16 protein-coding genes are annotated in these 18,721 nt (G+C 38.1%); 11 read left to right on the top strand and 5 right to left on the bottom strand.

Translation table 11 applies throughout. From position 1 onward, the window contains the following. Positions 1-8: 8 nt before the first annotated feature. The 8 genes from G3I01_RS13325 (at position 9) to G3I01_RS13290 (ending at position 9,550) form a co-directional block, all read left to right on the top strand. Positions 9-959, top strand: coding sequence for a 2-oxoglutarate and iron-dependent oxygenase domain-containing protein (locus G3I01_RS13325; RefSeq protein ID WP_219552833.1), 951 nt, complete (start codon positions 9-11; stop codon positions 957-959). A gap of 2 nt (positions 960-961) precedes the next feature. Then, positions 962-1,318: a translation initiation factor gene (locus G3I01_RS13320; protein ID WP_219548686.1), complete on the top strand. Its 357-nt coding sequence runs from the start codon at positions 962-964 to the stop codon at positions 1,316-1,318. Positions 1,319-1,342: 24 nt separating this feature from the next. Further along, positions 1,343-2,275: a DUF1835 domain-containing protein gene (locus G3I01_RS13315; RefSeq protein WP_257710599.1), complete on the top strand. Its 933-nt coding sequence runs from the start codon at positions 1,343-1,345 to the stop codon at positions 2,273-2,275. Between the two features lies 1 nt (position 2,276). Next, positions 2,277-3,146, top strand: coding sequence for a nucleoside phosphorylase (locus G3I01_RS13310; RefSeq protein WP_219548684.1), 870 nt, complete (start codon positions 2,277-2,279; stop codon positions 3,144-3,146). A gap of 73 nt (positions 3,147-3,219) precedes the next feature. Then, positions 3,220-5,274, top strand: a complete 2,055-nt coding sequence (ppk1, locus tag G3I01_RS13305; protein WP_219548682.1) for a polyphosphate kinase 1 — start codon at positions 3,220-3,222, stop codon at positions 5,272-5,274. Then, positions 5,271-6,122: a substrate-binding domain-containing protein gene (locus G3I01_RS13300; protein WP_219548680.1), complete on the top strand. Its 852-nt coding sequence runs from the start codon at positions 5,271-5,273 to the stop codon at positions 6,120-6,122. Before ppk1 ends, G3I01_RS13300 begins: the two co-directional genes overlap by 4 nt. A 272-nt stretch (positions 6,123-6,394) precedes the next feature. Then, on the top strand, positions 6,395-8,020 hold the full coding sequence (locus G3I01_RS13295) for a hypothetical protein (RefSeq protein WP_219548678.1): 1,626 nt from the start codon (positions 6,395-6,397) through the stop codon (positions 8,018-8,020). A 354-nt stretch (positions 8,021-8,374) separates the two neighbouring features. Beyond that, positions 8,375-9,550, top strand: a complete 1,176-nt coding sequence (locus G3I01_RS13290) for a ScyD/ScyE family protein (protein ID WP_219548676.1) — start codon at positions 8,375-8,377, stop codon at positions 9,548-9,550. A 55-nt stretch (positions 9,551-9,605) separates the two neighbouring features. Here G3I01_RS13290 and G3I01_RS13285 read toward each other — a convergent pair whose 3' ends face one another. Continuing rightward, a complete protein-coding gene (locus G3I01_RS13285; protein ID WP_219548674.1) occupies positions 9,606-10,271 on the bottom strand; it encodes a uracil-DNA glycosylase in 666 nt (221 codons plus the stop codon). A gap of 46 nt (positions 10,272-10,317) precedes the next feature. On the opposite strand from G3I01_RS13285, the gene G3I01_RS13280 reads away from it, so the two are divergent. Then, positions 10,318-12,501, top strand: coding sequence for a DNA mismatch repair protein MutS (locus G3I01_RS13280; protein WP_219548672.1), 2,184 nt, complete (start codon positions 10,318-10,320; stop codon positions 12,499-12,501). A 3-nt stretch (positions 12,502-12,504) separates the two neighbouring features. Next, positions 12,505-12,921: a thiol-disulfide oxidoreductase DCC family protein gene (locus tag G3I01_RS13275; RefSeq protein WP_219548670.1), complete on the top strand. Its 417-nt coding sequence runs from the start codon at positions 12,505-12,507 to the stop codon at positions 12,919-12,921. Here the strand turns inward: G3I01_RS13275 and G3I01_RS13270 are convergent. Next, positions 12,918-14,252, bottom strand: coding sequence for a dicarboxylate/amino acid:cation symporter (locus G3I01_RS13270; protein ID WP_219548669.1), 1,335 nt, complete (start codon positions 14,250-14,252; stop codon positions 12,918-12,920). The two genes, G3I01_RS13275 and G3I01_RS13270, sit on opposite strands and share 4 nt — an antisense overlap. Before the next feature lie 19 nt (positions 14,253-14,271). Then, the gene (aroC, locus tag G3I01_RS13265; RefSeq protein WP_219548667.1) at positions 14,272-15,336 is read right to left on the bottom strand and encodes a chorismate synthase; all 1,065 of its coding nucleotides are present in this window, start codon (positions 15,334-15,336) and stop codon (positions 14,272-14,274) included. Between the two features lie 176 nt (positions 15,337-15,512). Here aroC and G3I01_RS13260 point away from each other — a divergent pair, with 176 nt between their 5' ends. Then, positions 15,513-16,316 carry a UDP-2,3-diacylglucosamine diphosphatase gene (locus tag G3I01_RS13260; protein WP_219548665.1) on the top strand — a complete coding sequence of 268 codons (804 nt, stop codon included), beginning with the start codon at positions 15,513-15,515 and terminating at the stop codon, positions 16,314-16,316. Between the two features lie 2 nt (positions 16,317-16,318). Here G3I01_RS13260 and G3I01_RS13255 read toward each other — a convergent pair whose 3' ends face one another. Both G3I01_RS13255 and G3I01_RS13250 read right to left on the bottom strand, forming a co-directional pair. Continuing rightward, positions 16,319-16,693, bottom strand: a complete 375-nt coding sequence (locus G3I01_RS13255; RefSeq protein ID WP_219548664.1) for a response regulator — start codon at positions 16,691-16,693, stop codon at positions 16,319-16,321. Then, positions 16,686-18,662: a PAS domain-containing sensor histidine kinase gene (locus G3I01_RS13250; protein WP_219548662.1), complete on the bottom strand. Its 1,977-nt coding sequence runs from the start codon at positions 18,660-18,662 to the stop codon at positions 16,686-16,688. Before G3I01_RS13250 ends, G3I01_RS13255 begins: the two co-directional genes overlap by 8 nt. Between the last annotated feature and the right edge of the window lie 59 nt (positions 18,663-18,721).

Here is an 18,721-nt window from a genome sequence, read left to right as displayed (position 1 = left end):
TAATGGCAATGAATAATATCCCAAGCGTAGATCTTGCTGATTTTTTATCAGATGATCCAAAACGCAAAGAGAAATTTGTAAACGAAATTGGTAAAGCATACGAAGAAATAGGTTTCGTGGCTTTAAAGAATCACTTTCTAAGCGATCAACTGGTTGAAGAACTCTATAAAGAAGTAAAGTCATTTTTTGATCTTCCGGTAGAGACTAAACAAAAATATGAGATCGAAGGTTTAGCCGGACAAAGAGGTTATATTTCTTTTGGTAAAGAACATGCTAAAGGAAAAAAAGAAGGTGATCTTAAGGAATTCTGGCATTTTGGTCAGGAGCCTTCTGAAGATGCGAATCTTACTGAGGAATATCCCGAAAATGTACAGGTTGAAGAATTAAAAGATTTCAACCATACTGGTATGGAAGCTTACAGAATGCTTGAAAAAACAGGTATTTATGTTTTAAGAGCACTGGCATTGTATATCGGGCTTAATGAATTTTATTTCGATCATTGGGCCAGTAACGGAAATAGCATTTTAAGACCCATCCACTACCCTCCTATCAAAGAAGAGCCTAAAGGAGCTGTTAGAGCAGGCGCCCATGGTGATATAAATCTTATTACACTTTTAATGGGAGCTTCCACCGGAGGTCTTCAGGTTTTAAGAAAAGATGGTGAATGGATAGATGCAATTCCTCAGGAAGATGAATTAGTGATCAACGTTGGTGATATGCTGGAAAGGCATACCAATAACAAATTGAGGTCAACTATTCACAGGGTGATCAATCCACCTAAGGAAGAATGGGATAAACCCAGATATTCTATTCCATTCTTCATGCACCCACGTAGTGAAATGAGACTGGATTGTCTTGAAGAATGTATAGATGAAGATCATCCAAAACAATATGAAGATATCACTGCCGGTGAATTTTTGAATCAGCGCCTTATAGAAATAGGACTGGCTAAAAAATAGTTATGGCAAAGAAGAAATTAGGACTGGAAGATCTTGGAGGTTTTGTTTTTTCTACAAATGATGATTTTGACGAATCTGAATATACAGATGAAGGATCTCAGGAAGAACTTTCCCCGGGAGAACAGCAACTCGAAGCACATTTTAGTAATAAAGGTCGCGGCGGAAAAACCGTAACCATAATCAAAGGTTTTCAGGGGCCAGATGATGAACTCATTTCCCTTGGAAAAATGTTGAAGAAAAAATGTGGTGTTGGTGGATCTACCAAAGACGGAGAAATTATAATTCAGGGCGATGACCGTGAAAAAATAATGCAGATCCTAAAAAAAGAAGGTTATAATGTAAAGCGTGTTGGAGGTTAATTCAACACGCTTTTTTAATTCATAATGATGAAAAATAAGACCTTACACATAGTAAATGGCGATAGTCTGGCCGAGCAAATGCAGGAATTAAATTTGCCTGGAGAGCTAATCGTATGGAGAGAATTACTTTGTGAAGGTCCTACCCTAAAGGAGATCGATCAGGAGTTCTTTAAGATCAGGAAGAAATTTCTGCGTAAAACATACGATATTTCTGCAGAGAATTACGATGAGCGTTTTATTTCAGAAGTTAAAAGACTAAAATCACTTAAAGATTACGATAATGTAATTCTATGGTTCGAGTTCGACCTTTTCTGCCATATTAATATGCTGGCTGCTATTAGCTGTCTTTCTGAAAAGGATCACCAGGCTCCAATTTCCCTGGTTTGCAGTAAAAAGCTGAAGGGAGAAAAAGAATTTCAGCCATTATCTCAATTAAGTTTGAAAGAACTGCAAAATCATTATGAGAACAGAATAGAGTTGAATACTGAGGATATCGAAGTTGCCATGCTAATTTGGGAGCTTTACTGTGGTAATAATCCTATGAAGCTAAAACCACAGATCAAGGTAAATACCAATTTTGAATATTTGTCAAGTTGTATTCGGGCACATATAGAAAGATTTCCCAACAGTATCACCGGGATTAATACCCTGGAAAGAAATATCCTCAAACTTATCCAAAACCAGGATATAAAAAATGATAATCATCTTTTAGGTTATGCTTTGCAATATCAGGGATACTATGGTTACAGTGATACCCAAATGCAACGATTATTGAAAAAACTTTCCATCTTCTACAAGCAAGATGATGAAGGTATCGTTTTAACCGAAGCAGGAGAATTAGCCCTTGAAGGCAAAAAGAATTTCTACAGAGATCTCAAGAATGATGAATTTTTTGGAGGGGCAAAAATGTATGATTTCCTTTATGAATCTGAATCACACAGATTATTAAAATTATAAAATGAGTTTAAAAGCATCTGAACTAATCCTGAATAAAGATGGTTCAATATATCACCTTGGGCTTTTACCCGAGGAACTGGCCAATACGATCATAACCGTTGGAGATCCTGCGAGAGTTTCTTCTATTAGTAAACATTTTGATTCCATTGAATTAAAAAAGCAAAAACGAGAATTCAACACCCATACAGGTATCTACAAGGGAAAAAGGATCACGGTGATGTCTACAGGTATGGGAACAGATAATATAGATATCGCAATAACAGAATTAGATGCGCTTGTAAATATTGATCTGAAAGCTAAAAAGATCAAAGATAAACTTACAAGTCTTGATATAATCAGGATAGGTACTACTGGTTCGGTTAGAAAAGAGATCCCGGTAGATTCGTTTATCGTAAGTGAACTAGCTCTGGGTTTTGACGGATTAATGCACTACTATAAAGACGATTCATTCCTAAAAAAGGAAATAGCGGCAGCGTTTGTAGAGCAAACAAACTGGTCAGATAAAAAAGCTTATCCATATGTAGTTGAAGGAAGCAAAAAACTGATCGAAAAATTAAGCTCAGATAAAACTGTGAAAGGTTTCACGGGAACCAATGTTGGTTTTTATGGTCCACAGGCGAGAATTTTAAGAGCAGATGTCCCAGATCATGAAATGAATGATAAGATAGCGAATTTCATTTATAAGGGTCATGAGATCACTAATTTAGAAATGGAAACCTCAGGCATCTATGGAATGTCTAAAATCCTGGGTCATCATGCTGTTTCCATGAACCTTGTTCTGGCCAACAGAGCTACAGGAGAATTTGCAGAAAATGCAAAAGCTATGATGGACGAACTTATTATTTACTGCCTGAACAGGATCGCTTACTAGCATTCTTATTTAACAATATATTAAAAACTAAGCCTGGAGTAGTTTGTATTTTTGATGAAACAAATCTTAACCCATGCAGCAACCTAATGAAGACCGATTTAGACATAGAGATCTAAATTGGTTGAGTTTTAATGAAAGGGTTCTTCAGGAGGCCACAGATAAGATAAATCCATTATACGAAAGGATTAGATTTCTGGCCATTTTCTCCTCCAATCTAGATGAATATTTCAGGGTACGTGTTTCACAGTTAAGGCAAATGAAACGCGTAAAAAAAAGTATCCGTAAAAAACTGGCTCTAAGGCCTTCAAAGATCACTAAACAGATTATTGAGGAGGTTAAAGAGCAACAGGATAGATTTGGAGATATTTATCACAATGAGATTATTCCAGAACTAGCTGCAAATAGCATTCATATTCTGGATGCAGACCATTTTAATTCGGAACATAACGATTTTATTAGTTCATTCTTCCAGGATAAGGTTGAAAAACATCTTAAACCCATACGCTTAGATCTTAAGAAAGAGAACGAACTATTTTTAGAAAATTCGGTCCTTTATTTTCTGGTTACTTTTAAAAATGAAGATAACCTAGCCGTAGTAAATATTCCTGTAGAGGAATGCGGAAGATTTGTTTCCCTTAAAGATGAAAAAGATAGACATGAGATCACCTATCTTGATGAGATCATTAGATATGAAGCCAATAAGATCTTCCCGGAAGATGATATCACCGGTATCTACGAAATAAAATTATCGCGTGACGCCGAACTTTATATAGATGATATTTATGAAGGGGTCCTTGCAGAAAAGATCTACACGTCTTTAAAACAACGTACAGATGGTCAGCCAACCAGGTTACTATATGATGCTGGTATGCCGAAAGAAGTTCAGAAAAAGATCAGAAAACTTCTGAAATTAGGGAAGATCGATATGATGCCGGGTGGCCAGTATCATAATTTCAAGGATTTCTTTTCTTTTCCAGACCCTACCAACAATAAGGATCTTCATTATAAAGAACTCCCTGCTCTACCTCACAAAGTGCTGGAAAATAGCGAGAATTATTTTGAAGAGATCACGAAGAAAGATCAATCTCTGCATTTCCCATATATGTCCTTTTCCTACGTGGAAAAATTCGTAGCTATGGCCGCAGAAGATGAAAAGGTAACCGATATTAATATCTCCTTATACCGCGTGGCAGATGAGTCTGATCTTACAAACTCTTTAATGAAAGCCCTGGAGAATGGAAAAAGAGTAACTGTTTTTGTGGAAGCAAAAGCCAGATTTGATGAAAAGAACAATATTAGTTGGGGAAGAAAATTTGAAGAAAAAGGAGCGAATGTTATTTACAGCTATCCAAAAGTAAAAGTGCATTCAAAGATCATGTTGATCTGTCGCCAGGAAGGTGATATTAATATGCGCTATGCCTACATTGGAACCGGCAATTTTAACAGCGAAACATCAGAGATCTATTGTGATCATGCAATTTTCACAGCAGATAAGAATATTACCAAGGAACTCAGCAGGCTTTTTAAAGTTCTTGAAGGTGAGCTGATCATTCCGCGCGAAAAAAGCTTATTGATATCTCCTTTCTCTACCAGACAGGAATTCATTAAACTTATATATAACGAAATTGAGAATGCCCGCGAGGGCAAAAAAGCTAAGATCACGGCTAAAATGAATAGTCTGGAAGATGGTGAAATGATTGATCTGCTTTATAAAGCCAGCCAGGCCGGTGTTGAGATCAGAATGCTGATTCGAGGTTTTACCTGCCTAATTCCCGGCATAAAAGGCCTTAGCGAAAATATCTATATTACCAGTGTAGTTGATAGATTCCTGGAACATGGTAGGATCTATCTTTTCGAAAATGGCGGAGATGAATTGATGTTCTACGGCAGCGCTGATTGGATGAATAGGAATCTTGACCGAAGAATAGAGGTTATTTCTCCGGTTTTAGATAATGATGTAAAAAAGGAATTCAAGGATATTCTTGAGATCCAATTGAATGATAACGTAAAAGCTAGAATCCAAGATGCTGAAGAATCCAATCGTTATGTAGAAAGGAAGAAGGGACAAAAGAAGATACGCTCACAATATGAGATCTATAAGTATCTCAAAGAAAAACATACCTCATGAAAACGATCAAAGTAGGTGGAGTGCCAGAACATTTCAATTTACCATGGCACCTTTGTATTGAAAACAATAAGTTTGAATCTGAAGACCTGAATATTGTCTGGAAGGATTTTCCAGAAGGTACAGGAGCTATGTGTAAAGCATTAAGAGCAGGAGAGATCGATGTTGCGGTGATCCTTACTGAAGGAATTATTAGAGATATCATCAACGGTAATCCTAGTAAGATCATTCAAACCTATATTGCCAGCCCACTAATCTGGGGAATTCACGTGGATGCTCGTTCTCCCTATAAAAATATTGAAGATCTTAAGGGTACAAAAGCTGCCATTAGTAGAGAAGGTAGCGGTTCACATTTAATGGCTTATGTAAATGCAGAACATAAGAACTGGGATATTGATAAGCTTAAGTTCGAGATAATCAATAACCTGGAAGGTGCGGTAGAAGCTCTTAAAAATGATAAAGCTCAATATTTTATGTGGGAACATTTTACCACAAAGCCACTAGTGGATAATAAAACATTCAGACTTGTCGCAGACTGCCCTACTCCATGGCCTTGCTTTGTTATCGCAGCTACAGATGAAATTATAAAAAAGGATTCTGTGGCATTGAAGAAGATGCTTCGGGTATTAAATGAAGAGACAAAAGGTTTCAAGCAACAAAAGGAGATTGACCTCCAGCTTTCCGAAAGGTACGAGCAAAAACTTGAAGATATTAGAAAATGGCTGGACGTTACCCGATGGAGCCAAAAACAAATAAGTAGCGAGGACCTTGAAAAAGTTCAGAAAAACCTATTGAGGCTGAATTTAATAGATCATGAAGTAAGTTCCGAAAAACTAACGCATAAGCTTTAACCCCAATTTTTATTACCATATTCCGGGATTGATTCTAAGGACATTACAACACTAATATTTTGAATTATTCATCCTAAACAGATGCAAAGTTTAATTTTTAGAATTTAAAAAACTTAATATGATAGTTTGTATCTTTGCAACTGCCTGATAATCAAAATCAATAATTCCTTATACTTAAAATACTTTTCTTCTAACCCCCTGCTGGTCATCCTTTTTCAGGATCGACGGTATTTCTAAAAATACCACCTAAAATCATCAAAAAAGCAGAGGTTATGAAAACAAGATATCTTATACTCGTTATTAGTCTAATTTTTGTTTGTTCTTCAGCGGAATCACAAATTCTAAAAAAACTCAAAAAGCAAATTGAGAACACAACAGAAAAGGTCTTATTAAAAAAAACCGATGAAAAGACGGAGCAAGTCGTAGGAAACACGATAGATAGTGTTGTAAATCCTAATTCCACTCAAAAAAACAATATCCTTCCTGGTGAAACGACAAGAGCTAACGAGGCAAAACTCATCAATACCGAAGCTAAAAGATCTTTCTATACCAATGATGTTGTTGTAAAAACATCTGATAGTAAAGGAAAAGGAAGTGAATATTATTTTGATAGTGACGAGCTTGCTGCCCGCGGACTTGCTCCAAATGGTAAAGAAATATACATAGATAGCGAAGGCTATCAATACGGATATAATGATCATGAAGGCAGATGGGAAAAGACAGGATTAATGAGATCTGACGCTATGGCCTTTATGATGCCGGCCATGTCTATGGGGATATTAAAACTGCCGGCAGGGCCAAGTTTAGATGCTTCGCAAAAACTAAAGGAACAGGGGCTGAATATGAATACTTTTCAGATCGTGGAATGGGCTTTTATTTATAAGCCGGAACATTTTCGTAACGGAGATTACGAGGAAACTAACGCTCCCTGCCCGGGTGGAGGAAACTGCCCCAAGTTCATCTATAAAGATCCAGATTATAAAGGTTCCTGGGTTTTGTTCGACAGCCAGGAACGTTTGTCTGAAATATATGCTAACGTAAATACACAGCAGGCTCAGGGTGATGGATCTTATAAATTTGAATATGTTCCCGTGAGCATTAGTGTTCCCGCAGCGGTGGAAGTAAAACAGCCATTTCAGGATCTATTTATGGCGGGAGCCGATGCCACACCTCCAGGAGAAAGAAACATAGTGCAGGGAAATAGTAGCGGAAATGATCCCGTGTATAATAATTCCATGCCTTCAAACACCAGAAATAGTAGCGTAGGTAAAGGAGATTTGCCTTCCACTTACAGTTTTGAGTGGGAGTACCACTTGAAAATGGAAATGCCAAACCAGAAGCAAGATCCGCTAGATCTGTTGATCCTTCTTAAAAAGAACACCAATTACCAGGGTATGAAAATAAAGATGGAAAAATCTGAAGAAGCGACCATGGTGTTTGATTCAAATATAAAGGCTTTGGTGATGTTCATGGAAGCCGGAAATAATAAGATTCTCCAGATCCATTCTATGGATGGACAAGAAAATCAAGGCGATATGGCCGACTTTAAAATAAGGGAGCTGCCAGATAAAACCATAATTGGTTATAAAAGCAAAGGTGTAGAACTTGAAAATGATGAATATATCGCCCAGGTTTACCACACTTTAGAAGCACCAATTGAAATGAGTCAACTGTTTAATTCATCAGGCTCTATGGGTAAGGACCTTCCGAATATAGATCCAAAGCTGATCAAGCAATTTTCAGAAGGTTTGGTAACTGAAATGCATTATACAGACAAGAAAAATTCCAAAAACAATGTCCTGTTAACTGCCCAGGCTTTAAACCAGGTAAAAACCTCCATAAATACGGGAGAATATCAGAATATGAGCTTTATGGGTCAATTGAAATCAAAGAATTGAAATCTTTTCAAAGTTTTAAACTACCTAAAAATAAAGGTTCTACGCGCAAATATTTGCATTTTTTCGCGTGTATCCTTATATTCATAGGGCTATAAAAGAACTTAAGCTAACTTAATCTGATTCCAGGTTATTTTATAAAACAGGTTTCAGAAAAGTCTAAACCTCCCCCCCTTTTTTACAATGCTATTTTTAAGCCCCTAAGTTTAGTTCAGGACAATTTAATTATTAGTGAAACTATTGCATTACCATACTGGCGATTGAAGTTATCGCCTGCAATAATGCCTATAACCCGAAACTACGGTCAAAACCTTCATGCTTGGTAATTGTGTAAATAATTAACCAAAAATTATCATTATGAAGATTTTAAAATCTAAACGACACAAATTAAGATGGCTTACTTTACTATTCCTTTCCATTGCAATTATCCTTGGTTGTGAAAAAGAATCTGAAAGTCTGATACAGGAATCCAGTGATCTGTCAGCTAAAAAAATGGAATCAACAGGTCCTTATGAATTTCCCGGAAGTATCGTTTTTGATATTTCTACTACTCCTGACGGAAGTATTATGGTGGGAGTGAATGAGTTTTCGGGAAACAGAAGTATTAAACTTATCAAGAATGGAGAAATTTCCACTATGATTGGCCTTGATACTGAAACCGATATCCAGGGAGTTGAGTCCATAGGTGCGGGAAATGCTTTCTTCACCACCGCAGGAACCGATTTGGCTCAGAATGGTGAATTGTATCGTGCTTCCAAAGGAAAAGTCCGCATGGTGGCAGACCTTGCGAAATTTGAACGTGAAAATGATCCCGATGCCTTTGAAGGCCCTAAATGGAAAAATCAGGATTGTGAAAATTACGGTGGGTTCAGTGCCGGCCCACAGAATAATCCATACAAACTTAGTGCATTTGATGGTGAAACTGTACTGGTAGCAGATGCCGCCGGAAATACTGTTTTACAGGCGACCACGGAAGGCGAAATTGACTGGAAAGCAATTCTTACTCCTCCGGTAGAAAACGGTGAATATATGGTTTTATTTAATCAGGATGGTTTAGACTGCTATGTGCAACCCGTACCAACATCAGTCGCCATATCTGAAGACGGCTATGTTTATGTTGGCGAATTAACCGGTGAGATTGACGGTGGTCTTCCTATAGGATTATCCAGAGTTTGGAAATTCCCTGCAGATGCTAATAATCTAGTTTGTTCAGAAATCGAAGGCTCAAATGAATGTAATGTCCTGATAGAAGGATTAACTTCGGTTATCGATGTTGAAATTGGCCCTGACGGACTTCTTTATGTAGTGGAATTTGATTCTAATAGCTGGATTTCTTCAGTCGCAGAAACAGTTCCAGCAGGTGGAGGCTCCATATCGGCTTATGATCCAGACACTGGTGAAATGGTTATGGAAATAGCTTCAGACCTTGTTTATCCTAGCGCAATTACTTTCGATAAAAAAGGTAATCTATGGGTCCTGGAAAATAAACTTTTCGTAGGAGGAATTGCAGAAGTTAGGATGCTTGAAATGTAAAATCAGTAATGTGACTATAATAGGAAAGACCGGCCATTAAGCCGGTCTTTTAAATTTACCAAGTAATTTCTTTTTTTCCGTGCTGCCTTAAGTAAACATTTGCCTTACTAAAATGTTTATTACCAAACCAATATCCGCGATTTGCGCTTAAAGGAGAAGGATGACCACTGGTTAAAATAAGATGTTTTGAATCATCTATTAATATTGCTTTTTTCTTTGCATAGCCTCCCCATAAAAGGAATACGACATTTTCTTTTTCTTCTGAAATGGTTTTTATCACCTTATCAGTAAATTTTTCCCAACCCTTTTTCTGATGTGACCCAGCCTGGTGTGCCCTAACCGTTAAAGTAGCATTCAGCAATAAAACTCCCTGGTCTGCCCATCGTTCCAGGTTTCCGGTGTTCGGGATAGGTTTATCAAGATCTGTTTCTATCTCTTTGAAAATATTGATCAACGAAGGAGGATGTGTAATTCCATCCTTCACAGAAAAACAGAGTCCGTTCGCCTGCCCGGGACCGTGATAAGGATCCTGCCCAAGGATGACTACTTTTGTATCTTCAAATTTTGAGTGATCGAAAGCAGCGAAAATTTCAGGGCCGGGAGGAAAACATTTATTTTCTGAATATTCCTCCTTGACAAAGTTAATCAGGTTTTTAAAATATTCTTTTTCAAATTCTTGATCAAGCTCTTTTTTCCAGCTTTGATGTATTCTTACGTTCATGAGATTAAGTAACTTTGCAGGACCTCAAAAGTAGGGAAAAATTGATATGATTAAAATTAGTTCCAGGAGTCTTGATGATCTTGAGTTTCCGGTGGTATGCGCGCAGGTAAGTGAATTATGCATCACCGGACAGGGAAAAGAAAAGGCCCTTAAAATTCAACCTTATCCAAATTATAATAAAACGGTTTTTGGTCTGAACCAAACCAATGAATATTTCAATTCTAAAACCCAGGATCAACCAATCCCAAATCATGGGTTCGATTCAATACAATCTGAAATCAAATTACTGGGCATCGATGGCTCTGTAATTGAGATTGGTGGGTTCAGAAAGATATCTGCGATCACAGAAACTGTGAACACACATCTTAAATACTTTAAAAAATACCGGGAGGCATACCCGGCCCTTTCCGAAACTGTGGCTCACATAGAATTTGATCATAGCTTAACAGATAAGATCGATGCAGTGATAGACAGATTTGGGGAAATGAAAGATAACGCTTCTCCCCTTTTGCAGGATCTTCGACGCTCCATAAATTCGGTTAGAGGAAAGATCAATACCAGCTTTAATTCTGCACTTAGCACCTACCAATCTTACGGTTATCTTGATGAGATCAAGGAAAGTGTTGTGGAGAATGTGCGCGTTCTTGCCGTAAAAGCCATGTATCGCCGGAAAGTAAAGGGTGGTATCATGGGGAATTCAAAAACGGGAAGTATCGTTTATATTCAGCCGGAAACTACTTTCAGATACACCAGGGAATTGAATAATCTAGAGTATGAAGAAAAAGAAGAAGTAAAGAGAATTCTAAAGGAGCTTACAGAATTTGCTCGCCCATATCGGGAAATTTTGATAGAATACCAGGAACTTCTTAGCGATATCGATGTTATTTCTGCCAAATCCAAATATGCTGAAAAGATCAATGGCATACTCCCGAAAGTTACCAAAGACAGGGAGCTGCATTTAAAAGAGGCTTATCACCCCCTGCTTTACCTGAATAATAAAAAGAAGGGCGAAAAGACCTTTCCGCAGAGTATAGAGTTAATGCCAGATAATCGCATTATGGTTATTTCTGGACCAAATGCAGGTGGAAAAAGTATTACTCTTAAAACTGTAGGATTGCTGCAGGTTATGCTGCAAAGTGGATTGCTCATCCCTGTTCATGAATATAGCCGAATGTGTCTTTTCAAAAAGATACTTACTGATATTGGCGATAATCAGTCTATTGAAAATCACCTGAGTACCTACAGTTACAGGTTGAAAAACATGAATTATTTCCTTCGGAAATGTGATGATAAGACCCTCTTCCTTATAGATGAATTTGGTACCGGTAGTGACCCGGAACTAGGTGGAGCTTTAGCTGAAACTTTCCTAGAAGTTTTCTATGAGAAAGGTTCCTATGGTATCTTGACCACGCATTATGCGAACCTGAAAAAACTGGCCAATGAATTGCCTGAAATGAGCAACGCAAACATGATGTTCGATAATAAGACATTAGAGCCGGTTTATAAACTTCAGGTTGGTGAAGCAGGAAGTTCGTTCACCTTTGAGGTAGCCCAGAAAAATGGAATACCATACAGTCTTATAAATCGGTCGAAGAAAAAGGTGGAAAAAGGTAAGATCCGTTTTGACAGGAGTATCGCAAATCTTCAAAAAGAGCGTTCTGTTCTTAGAAAAACCACCGATTCACTAAAAGAAAAGGAAGAAAAGGCCGCCGCGCAAAAGGAAAAACTGGAGGAAATAAACACCAGGATCCAGCAGAAACTGGAGAATTACCAGGAACTTTATGATTCAAATCAAAGGCTTATTTACCTGGGGCAAAAAGTGAATGATCTCAGCGAAAAATACTTCAGCAATAAAAAGAAGAAAGAGCTGATAGGTGAATTCCTGAAAATGGTCGAAATTGAGAACTCCAAAAGGAAGAAAGAGGATATAAAAAAGCAGAAAGCCAAAAAGGCCAAAGAAAGGCAACTAAAGCAGGAGGTTCAGAAAAAGATCAAACCTATCCGCGAAAAGAAAAAAGAAGAGAAAAAGAAGGAAGAACAGATCAAAAAGCAGGAGGCCAACAAGCCAAAGGCAAAACTAAAAGTTGGTGATCGCGTTCGCCTGGAAGACGGGAAAGCTGTAGGTTCTATTGATACTATAGAAAAAGGAAAAGCTATTGTAAATTATGGTATGTTTACCACTTCAGTAGGATTGGAACAACTGGAACTGGTCCAGTCTGCTAAAAAATAGATTATGAGTGATATTCCTGAAAATAAGAAGATCGTACTCTTTGATGGGGTTTGCAATCTTTGTAACGAAGCAGTACAGCGTATCATAAAGCATGACAAGAAAGATATTTTTAGATTCGCGTCACTGCAAAGTGAACTGGGAAAAAAGCTTGTTGAAGAAAGAGGGCTGGATCCTGAGGAAATAGACTCTATAATTCTTATCGATCCTGGAGTAGCTTATTATCGAAAATCGACAGCCGCCCTTGAGATCTCGAGAGATCTTTCCGGAGGTTATTCTTTACTTAAAAACTTCCTGTTTATTCCTGAAGTTTTCAGGGATGGAATTTATGATCTTATTGCCAGTAACCGTTATAAATGGTTCGGGAGAAAAGATCAATGTATGATCCCTACTCCCGAACTAAAAGCTAAATTTCTGGATTAAACCTTTTCGGTTTCAGAGATATTTTCTGGTTCAGGGTGATAATCATCATCCCATTCCTTCACATTAGGAGGTCCCATCATATCTACAGATTTTGCAACCATTAAAGAAACTGCCGCATCACCAGTAACATTCACCGTAGTTCTACACATATCAAGTGGTCTGTCTACTGCAAAGATTAGTGCTAAACCTGCTTCGGGAATTCCTGCCTGTGCCAGAACGATCACCAGCATTACCATTCCCGCTCCGGGAACTGCTGCTGAACCTATAGAGGCCAGAGTAGCAGTAGCAATAATTCCTAATTGTGCTCCTAAACTAAGATCCATTCCGAAAGCCTGAGCTATAAAAACCGCCGCAACTGCCTGGTATAAACTTGTACCATCCATGTTAATGGTTGCACCAATTGGCAAAACGAAACTGGTAACTTCCCTGTGAACTCCCATATGCTCTTCTACCCTTTCCATAGTTACAGGAAGGGTTGCGGCACTTGAACTTGTGGAGAATGCCAGAAGCTGGGCCGGAGCGATCCCGTTAATGAAGAATGACGGAGTGTTCTTGGTAAATATCCAAACCAGCAATACATAGACGCCAATCATCAAGGCAAGACCTACCAACACGGTTAGAGCATACATTGCCAGGGCTGCAAAAAGATCTGTACTTGGCGACTCCACTACCAGGGCTGCTAAAAGCGCAAATACACCATAAGGTGCGGTAAGCATTATAATATCTATCATCTTCAGGATGACCTCATTAAAGCCATCAAAAAATTCCTTGACGGGTTTTGCTGTTTTTTCCGGGATAAGGATCAGGCCTATTCCGAAGAAAATAGCAAAGAATATAACCTGTAACATGTTAGCATTGTCACTGGCAGCACCAAAAATATTACTAGGCACTAGATCTTCCAGAGCCTGCAAAGGTCCGGCTTCCTTCTGCTTTTGAGCATCGGTGATCCTTACCGAAGCATCGCCTTCATAACTTGCGATAAGGTCACTTCGTGTTTCTTCTGAAATTGTTCTTCCAGGACCAATGACATTTACCAGGACCAGACCAATACTTACAGCGATTACGGTGGTCATAATATAGGTCGCGATAGTACGCGTACCCATTTTAGATAACTTCGATATATCTTTAAGATCTGATATTCCCTTGATAAGAGATGCCAGGATCAATGGCACTGCAATTAACTTAAGAGCATTAATGAAGATATTACCAAAAGGTTTGATCCAATCACCAACAAAATCTGCTCCCCAACTAAAATTGGTCATTATAAGGGCAAATACTACCCCGGCTGCCATTCCTAATAATATCTGCCAATGCAGTGCAAGTTTTTTCATTTTATGAGTTTTCTAATAATTAGATTTTGGATGATTTATTCTGAAGAAAAAAGTCGGCTAACACCAGGGCAGCCATAGATTCTACGATTGGAACTGCTCTGGGCACTACACAAGGATCATGACGTCCCTTGCCCTGCATCTCTACCTCTTCTCCTTTCGAGTTGATCGTGTTTTGCTTTTGTATAAGTGTGGCTACCGGTTTAAAAGCAACCTTGAAATAGATATCCATTCCGTTGGAAATTCCTCCCTGAATACCACCGCTCAAATTTGTTTTAGTAGTACCGTCGGTATTAAAATGATCATTATGTTCACTTCCTCTCATTTTCGTTCCTTCAAAACCACTACCATATTCAAATCCTTTTACGGCATTTATTGAAAGCATGGCTTTCCCGAGTTCTGCATGGAGCTTATCAAATACAGGTTCTCCCAAACCTTTTGGAACATTTTTAATCACACACTGCACTGTCCCACCCACGGTATCACCTTCAGCCCTTACTTCCTTAATATAGGCTTCCATTTTTGACGCCAACTCAGGATCTGGACAACGCACTGGATTTTTTTCGATTTCTGAAAAATCCAATTCAGTATAATTTTTCTGCAACTCCATTTTCCCCACTGAAGAGACAAAGGCATTGATCTCAATATTCTTGAGGAATTGTTTGGCTATGCTTCCGGCCACTACCCTGCATGCAGTTTCTCTTGCTGAAGACCTTCCACCGCCACGATAATCACGAACGCCATACTTTTCATCATAAGTATAATCTGCATGGGAAGGACGATAAGTATCTTTTATATGAGAATAATCCTTGGACTTCTGGTTGGCATTTTTAATGGTAAAGCCAATTGGAGTTCCTGTTGATCTGCCTTCAAAGATTCCGGAGAGAAATTCCACCGTATCGGGTTCCTTTCTTTGAGTAACAATAGCAGATTGTCCTGGACGTCTTCTATTAAGATCATTTTGAACACTTTCTATATCGATCTCGAGTCCTGCTGGACAACCATCGATCACACCCCCTATGGCCACACCATGTGATTCGCCAAAAGTGGTTAGTTTAAACATTTTACCAAAGGAATTTCCGGGCATCAGAAGGTTTTTGAACAAATGTAATTTTTTAAGGACATATTTAAAAATGGAATCCTATTTAATGTTATGATAACAAACCGCGCTCATTTTAACCATTTAGAAATCAAATTTTAAATATGCACTAAGCTGTAAGTTAAGATAATAATTAACCTTTGCCCATAAATGTATAAGAGCGATTGAAAAAAAGGAAACCCGAAATAGTCGTTATTTCAGATGTACACCTTGGTACTTTTGGATGTCATGCGAAAGAACTACTGGAATATTTAAATACTATTCAGCCTAAAAAGCTCATCCTAAATGGCGACATCATAGATATCTGGCAATTCAGAAAAAGTTACTTTCCACAATCTCATCTGGAGGTGATACAAAAGATCCTGGAGCTTAATACTAAGGGTACAGAAGTTATTTATATTACGGGAAATCACGATGAGATGTTAAGAAAATTCAGCGATATGAAAATGGGAGAATTTAGTATCGTTGATAAGTTAATACTCGATCTGGATGGAAAAAAAGCATGGTTCTTTCATGGAGATATCTTTGATGTATCAGTTACTAAAGCCAAATGGATCGCCAAGCTAGGTGGCTGGGGTTATGACCTTCTAACCTTACTTAACAGGTTTCTTAATTGGTTCCTTGTAAAGACCGGAAGAAAAAAATATTCCCTTTCAAAAAAGATCAAAAGCAGTGTGAAAAGCGCTCTAAAATTTATTTCAGATTTTGAAAAAACGGCAGCAGAGCTTGCTATAGAACAAGGCTATAAATATGTTATTTGCGGCCATATCCACCAACCAAGAATGATCAGGAAAGTCATTAAGAACAGTACCTGCCTTTATCTAAATTCTGGTGACTGGACAGAAAACCTGACCGCCCTGGAATACCAGAACAAGAAATGGGAACTGATTTACCATTCAGAATTAAAAAAAAGAAAAATAACAAATCCCGTGGTCGCAGCAACAACTATCCTTCAGAAGAAAGATTAAATTCAGGAAGCTTTATCTTCATTTTCCAAAATCTGATCGATCTTTTCTATTAGAGTTTCCATATCGAATGGCTTAGCCAGAAAATCTACCGCACCTGCAGATTTGCATATTTCATCAACGTTATGAAGCGCAGACATCATAAGAACCGGAATATGAGCTACCTCTTCATCCTGTTTGAGCTTTTTACAAACGTCGGTCCCATCGACTCCAGAGATCAATTTATCCAGGAGAATAAGTTCAATATCATTATCCTTGATATTCTCCTTGGTCTTCTTTGGTTGCTGTGAAACGGTAACATTGTGACCGCTAAACTCAAGAATATCCTTAAGCATTAAACCAATGGTCTGGTCGTCGTCAACAATTAAAATTTTAGCCATTTTGTTTTTGGTGATTTAGAGGGATGGTAAAAGTAAATTCTGAGCCTTTGCCTAACTCGCTTTTTACATATATTTTTCCATTATGTCTTTCAATGATCTCGTTCGAGAGATAAAGGCCTATTCCAAAGCCTTCGTAAGTATCGTCATTATTACCTGAAATCCTGTAAAATCTTTTAAATATCTGATTTTGTTCTTTTTCGTTAATGCCAATTCCGAAATCTTCTACACTAACTGACACATGGTCCTTTTCGGGTTCATAGATCCTTAATTTCACACGGTTACTATCAGGAGAATATTTCAGGGCGTTAGTAACAAAATTAATGACCACCTGTCCTATCCTGTCCCTGTCTGCATGCACATCACAATTTAAATCCTGCTCAAGTTCCAATTCTACGTTCTTATTGGAATATTTCAAATCTTCCAGGATCTCCATAATGTGCGAATTTAAATTGAATTTTTCAATTTTCAGATCCAATTCATTCTGTTCGATCCGGGAAAGATCGAGCATTTCAGATAATAGCCTGATCAACCTTTCTACCTGGGTTTCAATACGGTTTAAATAAGGCTTGATTGGAAGGCGTTTCTCAGTATCTCCCATATCTTCCGGGAGTAATGATAATAACAGCTGAATATAGCCCTTAATAGAGGTTACAGGGGTCTTTAACTCGTGACTTACCAGTTTAAGAAAATCTTCCTGCCTCTTCTCGTCTTCTTTTAATTTCTGGATCTCGGTACTTGAACTTATCCAGGAAGTTATATTTCCTTCTTCATCCTTAATGGGTGTAGCCTTTGAAAGGTGCCAGATGTAATTTCCATCTTTATCCCTTATTTGAACCTCTACATCCAGGTTTTCACCTGTAGACAGGCATCTTTCCACCTCTTTCTCTATATCCTCTCTTTCTTCAGGATGCAACATGTCAAGGTAAGATTGACCAAGAAATTCCTCAAAAGTTTTGCCGACAAAATTCAACCAGCTTTGATTATAAAAAACAGGGTTTCCCTCAGCATCGCTAAGACTTATCTTATGTGGCATGAAATTTACCAGCTCGCGAAATTCTCTTTCGCTCTTTTTAATCTGTTTATTTAATAAGGCCTGGTTGGTAACTTCACTAGCAATAATAGAAACTCCTTCAATTTCGCCATTCGAATCTTTCAGCGCCTGGTATATAAAATCAAAATAGCCAAGGATCATCTCACCATCCTTCAAGTGCATTATAGGGCTCTCCTGGGCAAAAAAGGCTTCTCCAGTTTCATATACATTTCTGAAAATTTCAGGCATTCCCTGGTCAACAATCTCCGGAAGTACGTCGAATAAGGAGCGGCCTTCAACATCTGGACCTTTTCCCCAAACTTTTTTAATAGCATCATTCGCGATTTCAATTACCATATCTGGTCCCCGTAAAATAGCTATCAAGGAATTTGAAGAATGAATTAGATCCTTATATCTATGCTCACTTTCTTTTAACTCGATTTCCGTCTTTATGCGGTCGGTCACATCCTGAGCAATGATACCTATACCAATTATTTCCTTATCTGCATTGTACTGAGGCATATAGGAGAAATCGAAATAGTGTTTTATCATCTCTCCATTCTTATCATGCTCCACCGGCAGGCTTCTGGCATGGAAGGGCTCTCCCTGATAAAAAACCTGGTCGAGATAATCTTTAATTCCCTGAGTGCGTAATTCTGGAAGAACTTCCAAAAGAGATTTGCCTTCTACATTATCTCCCTTACCCCAGACCTCTTTGATAGGTTCATTGGCAAATTCGACAATATAATCTGGTCCTTTAAGGAATGTAATTAGGGAAGTTGAAGTATATACCAGCCCTTTGAATTGATAAATTTCTTCCTGTAAATCAAGATTTGAGTTTTTAAGAGACTCATTTTCCTGCCTAAGCTTTTCCAGCTCATCTTCCTTCTTAAGTAGTCGTTCTTCTAACTCCGTAATCCTAGGATCTCCCTCTATCATTAATTGTAAGTTCTGATGCAAAAGGCTAAAAATACTGTTTTAAGCTTGCCTGAAAATAA

The organism is Gramella sp. MT6, assembly GCF_019357415.1.
In the GTDB taxonomy this organism is placed as follows: domain Bacteria; phylum Bacteroidota; class Bacteroidia; order Flavobacteriales; family Flavobacteriaceae; genus Christiangramia.
This window is presented reverse-complemented; position numbering and strand designations above follow the sequence as displayed.

Coding starts and splice junctions, on each gene's coding strand:
- G3I01_RS13325 (WP_219552833.1), top strand. CDS start 9: ATGAATAATATCCCAAGCGTAGATCTTGCTGATTTTTTATCAGATGAT.
- G3I01_RS13320 (WP_219548686.1), top strand. CDS start 962: ATGGCAAAGAAGAAATTAGGACTGGAAGATCTTGGAGGTTTTGTTTTT.
- G3I01_RS13315 (WP_257710599.1), top strand. CDS start 1,343: ATGATGAAAAATAAGACCTTACACATAGTAAATGGCGATAGTCTGGCC.
- G3I01_RS13310 (WP_219548684.1), top strand. CDS start 2,277: ATGAGTTTAAAAGCATCTGAACTAATCCTGAATAAAGATGGTTCAATA.
- ppk1 (WP_219548682.1), top strand. CDS start 3,220: ATGCAGCAACCTAATGAAGACCGATTTAGACATAGAGATCTAAATTGG.
- G3I01_RS13300 (WP_219548680.1), top strand. CDS start 5,271: ATGAAAACGATCAAAGTAGGTGGAGTGCCAGAACATTTCAATTTACCA.
- G3I01_RS13295 (WP_219548678.1), top strand. CDS start 6,395: ATGAAAACAAGATATCTTATACTCGTTATTAGTCTAATTTTTGTTTGT.
- G3I01_RS13290 (WP_219548676.1), top strand. CDS start 8,375: ATGAAGATTTTAAAATCTAAACGACACAAATTAAGATGGCTTACTTTA.
- G3I01_RS13285 (WP_219548674.1), bottom strand. CDS start 10,271: ATGAACGTAAGAATACATCAAAGCTGGAAAAAAGAGCTTGATCAAGAA.
- G3I01_RS13280 (WP_219548672.1), top strand. CDS start 10,318: ATGATTAAAATTAGTTCCAGGAGTCTTGATGATCTTGAGTTTCCGGTG.
- G3I01_RS13275 (WP_219548670.1), top strand. CDS start 12,505: ATGAGTGATATTCCTGAAAATAAGAAGATCGTACTCTTTGATGGGGTT.
- G3I01_RS13270 (WP_219548669.1), bottom strand. CDS start 14,252: ATGAAAAAACTTGCACTGCATTGGCAGATATTATTAGGAATGGCAGCC.
- aroC (WP_219548667.1), bottom strand. CDS start 15,336: ATGCCCGGAAATTCCTTTGGTAAAATGTTTAAACTAACCACTTTTGGC.
- G3I01_RS13255 (WP_219548664.1), bottom strand. CDS start 16,693: ATGGCTAAAATTTTAATTGTTGACGACGACCAGACCATTGGTTTAATG.
- G3I01_RS13250 (WP_219548662.1), bottom strand. CDS start 18,662: ATGATAGAGGGAGATCCTAGGATTACGGAGTTAGAAGAACGACTACTT.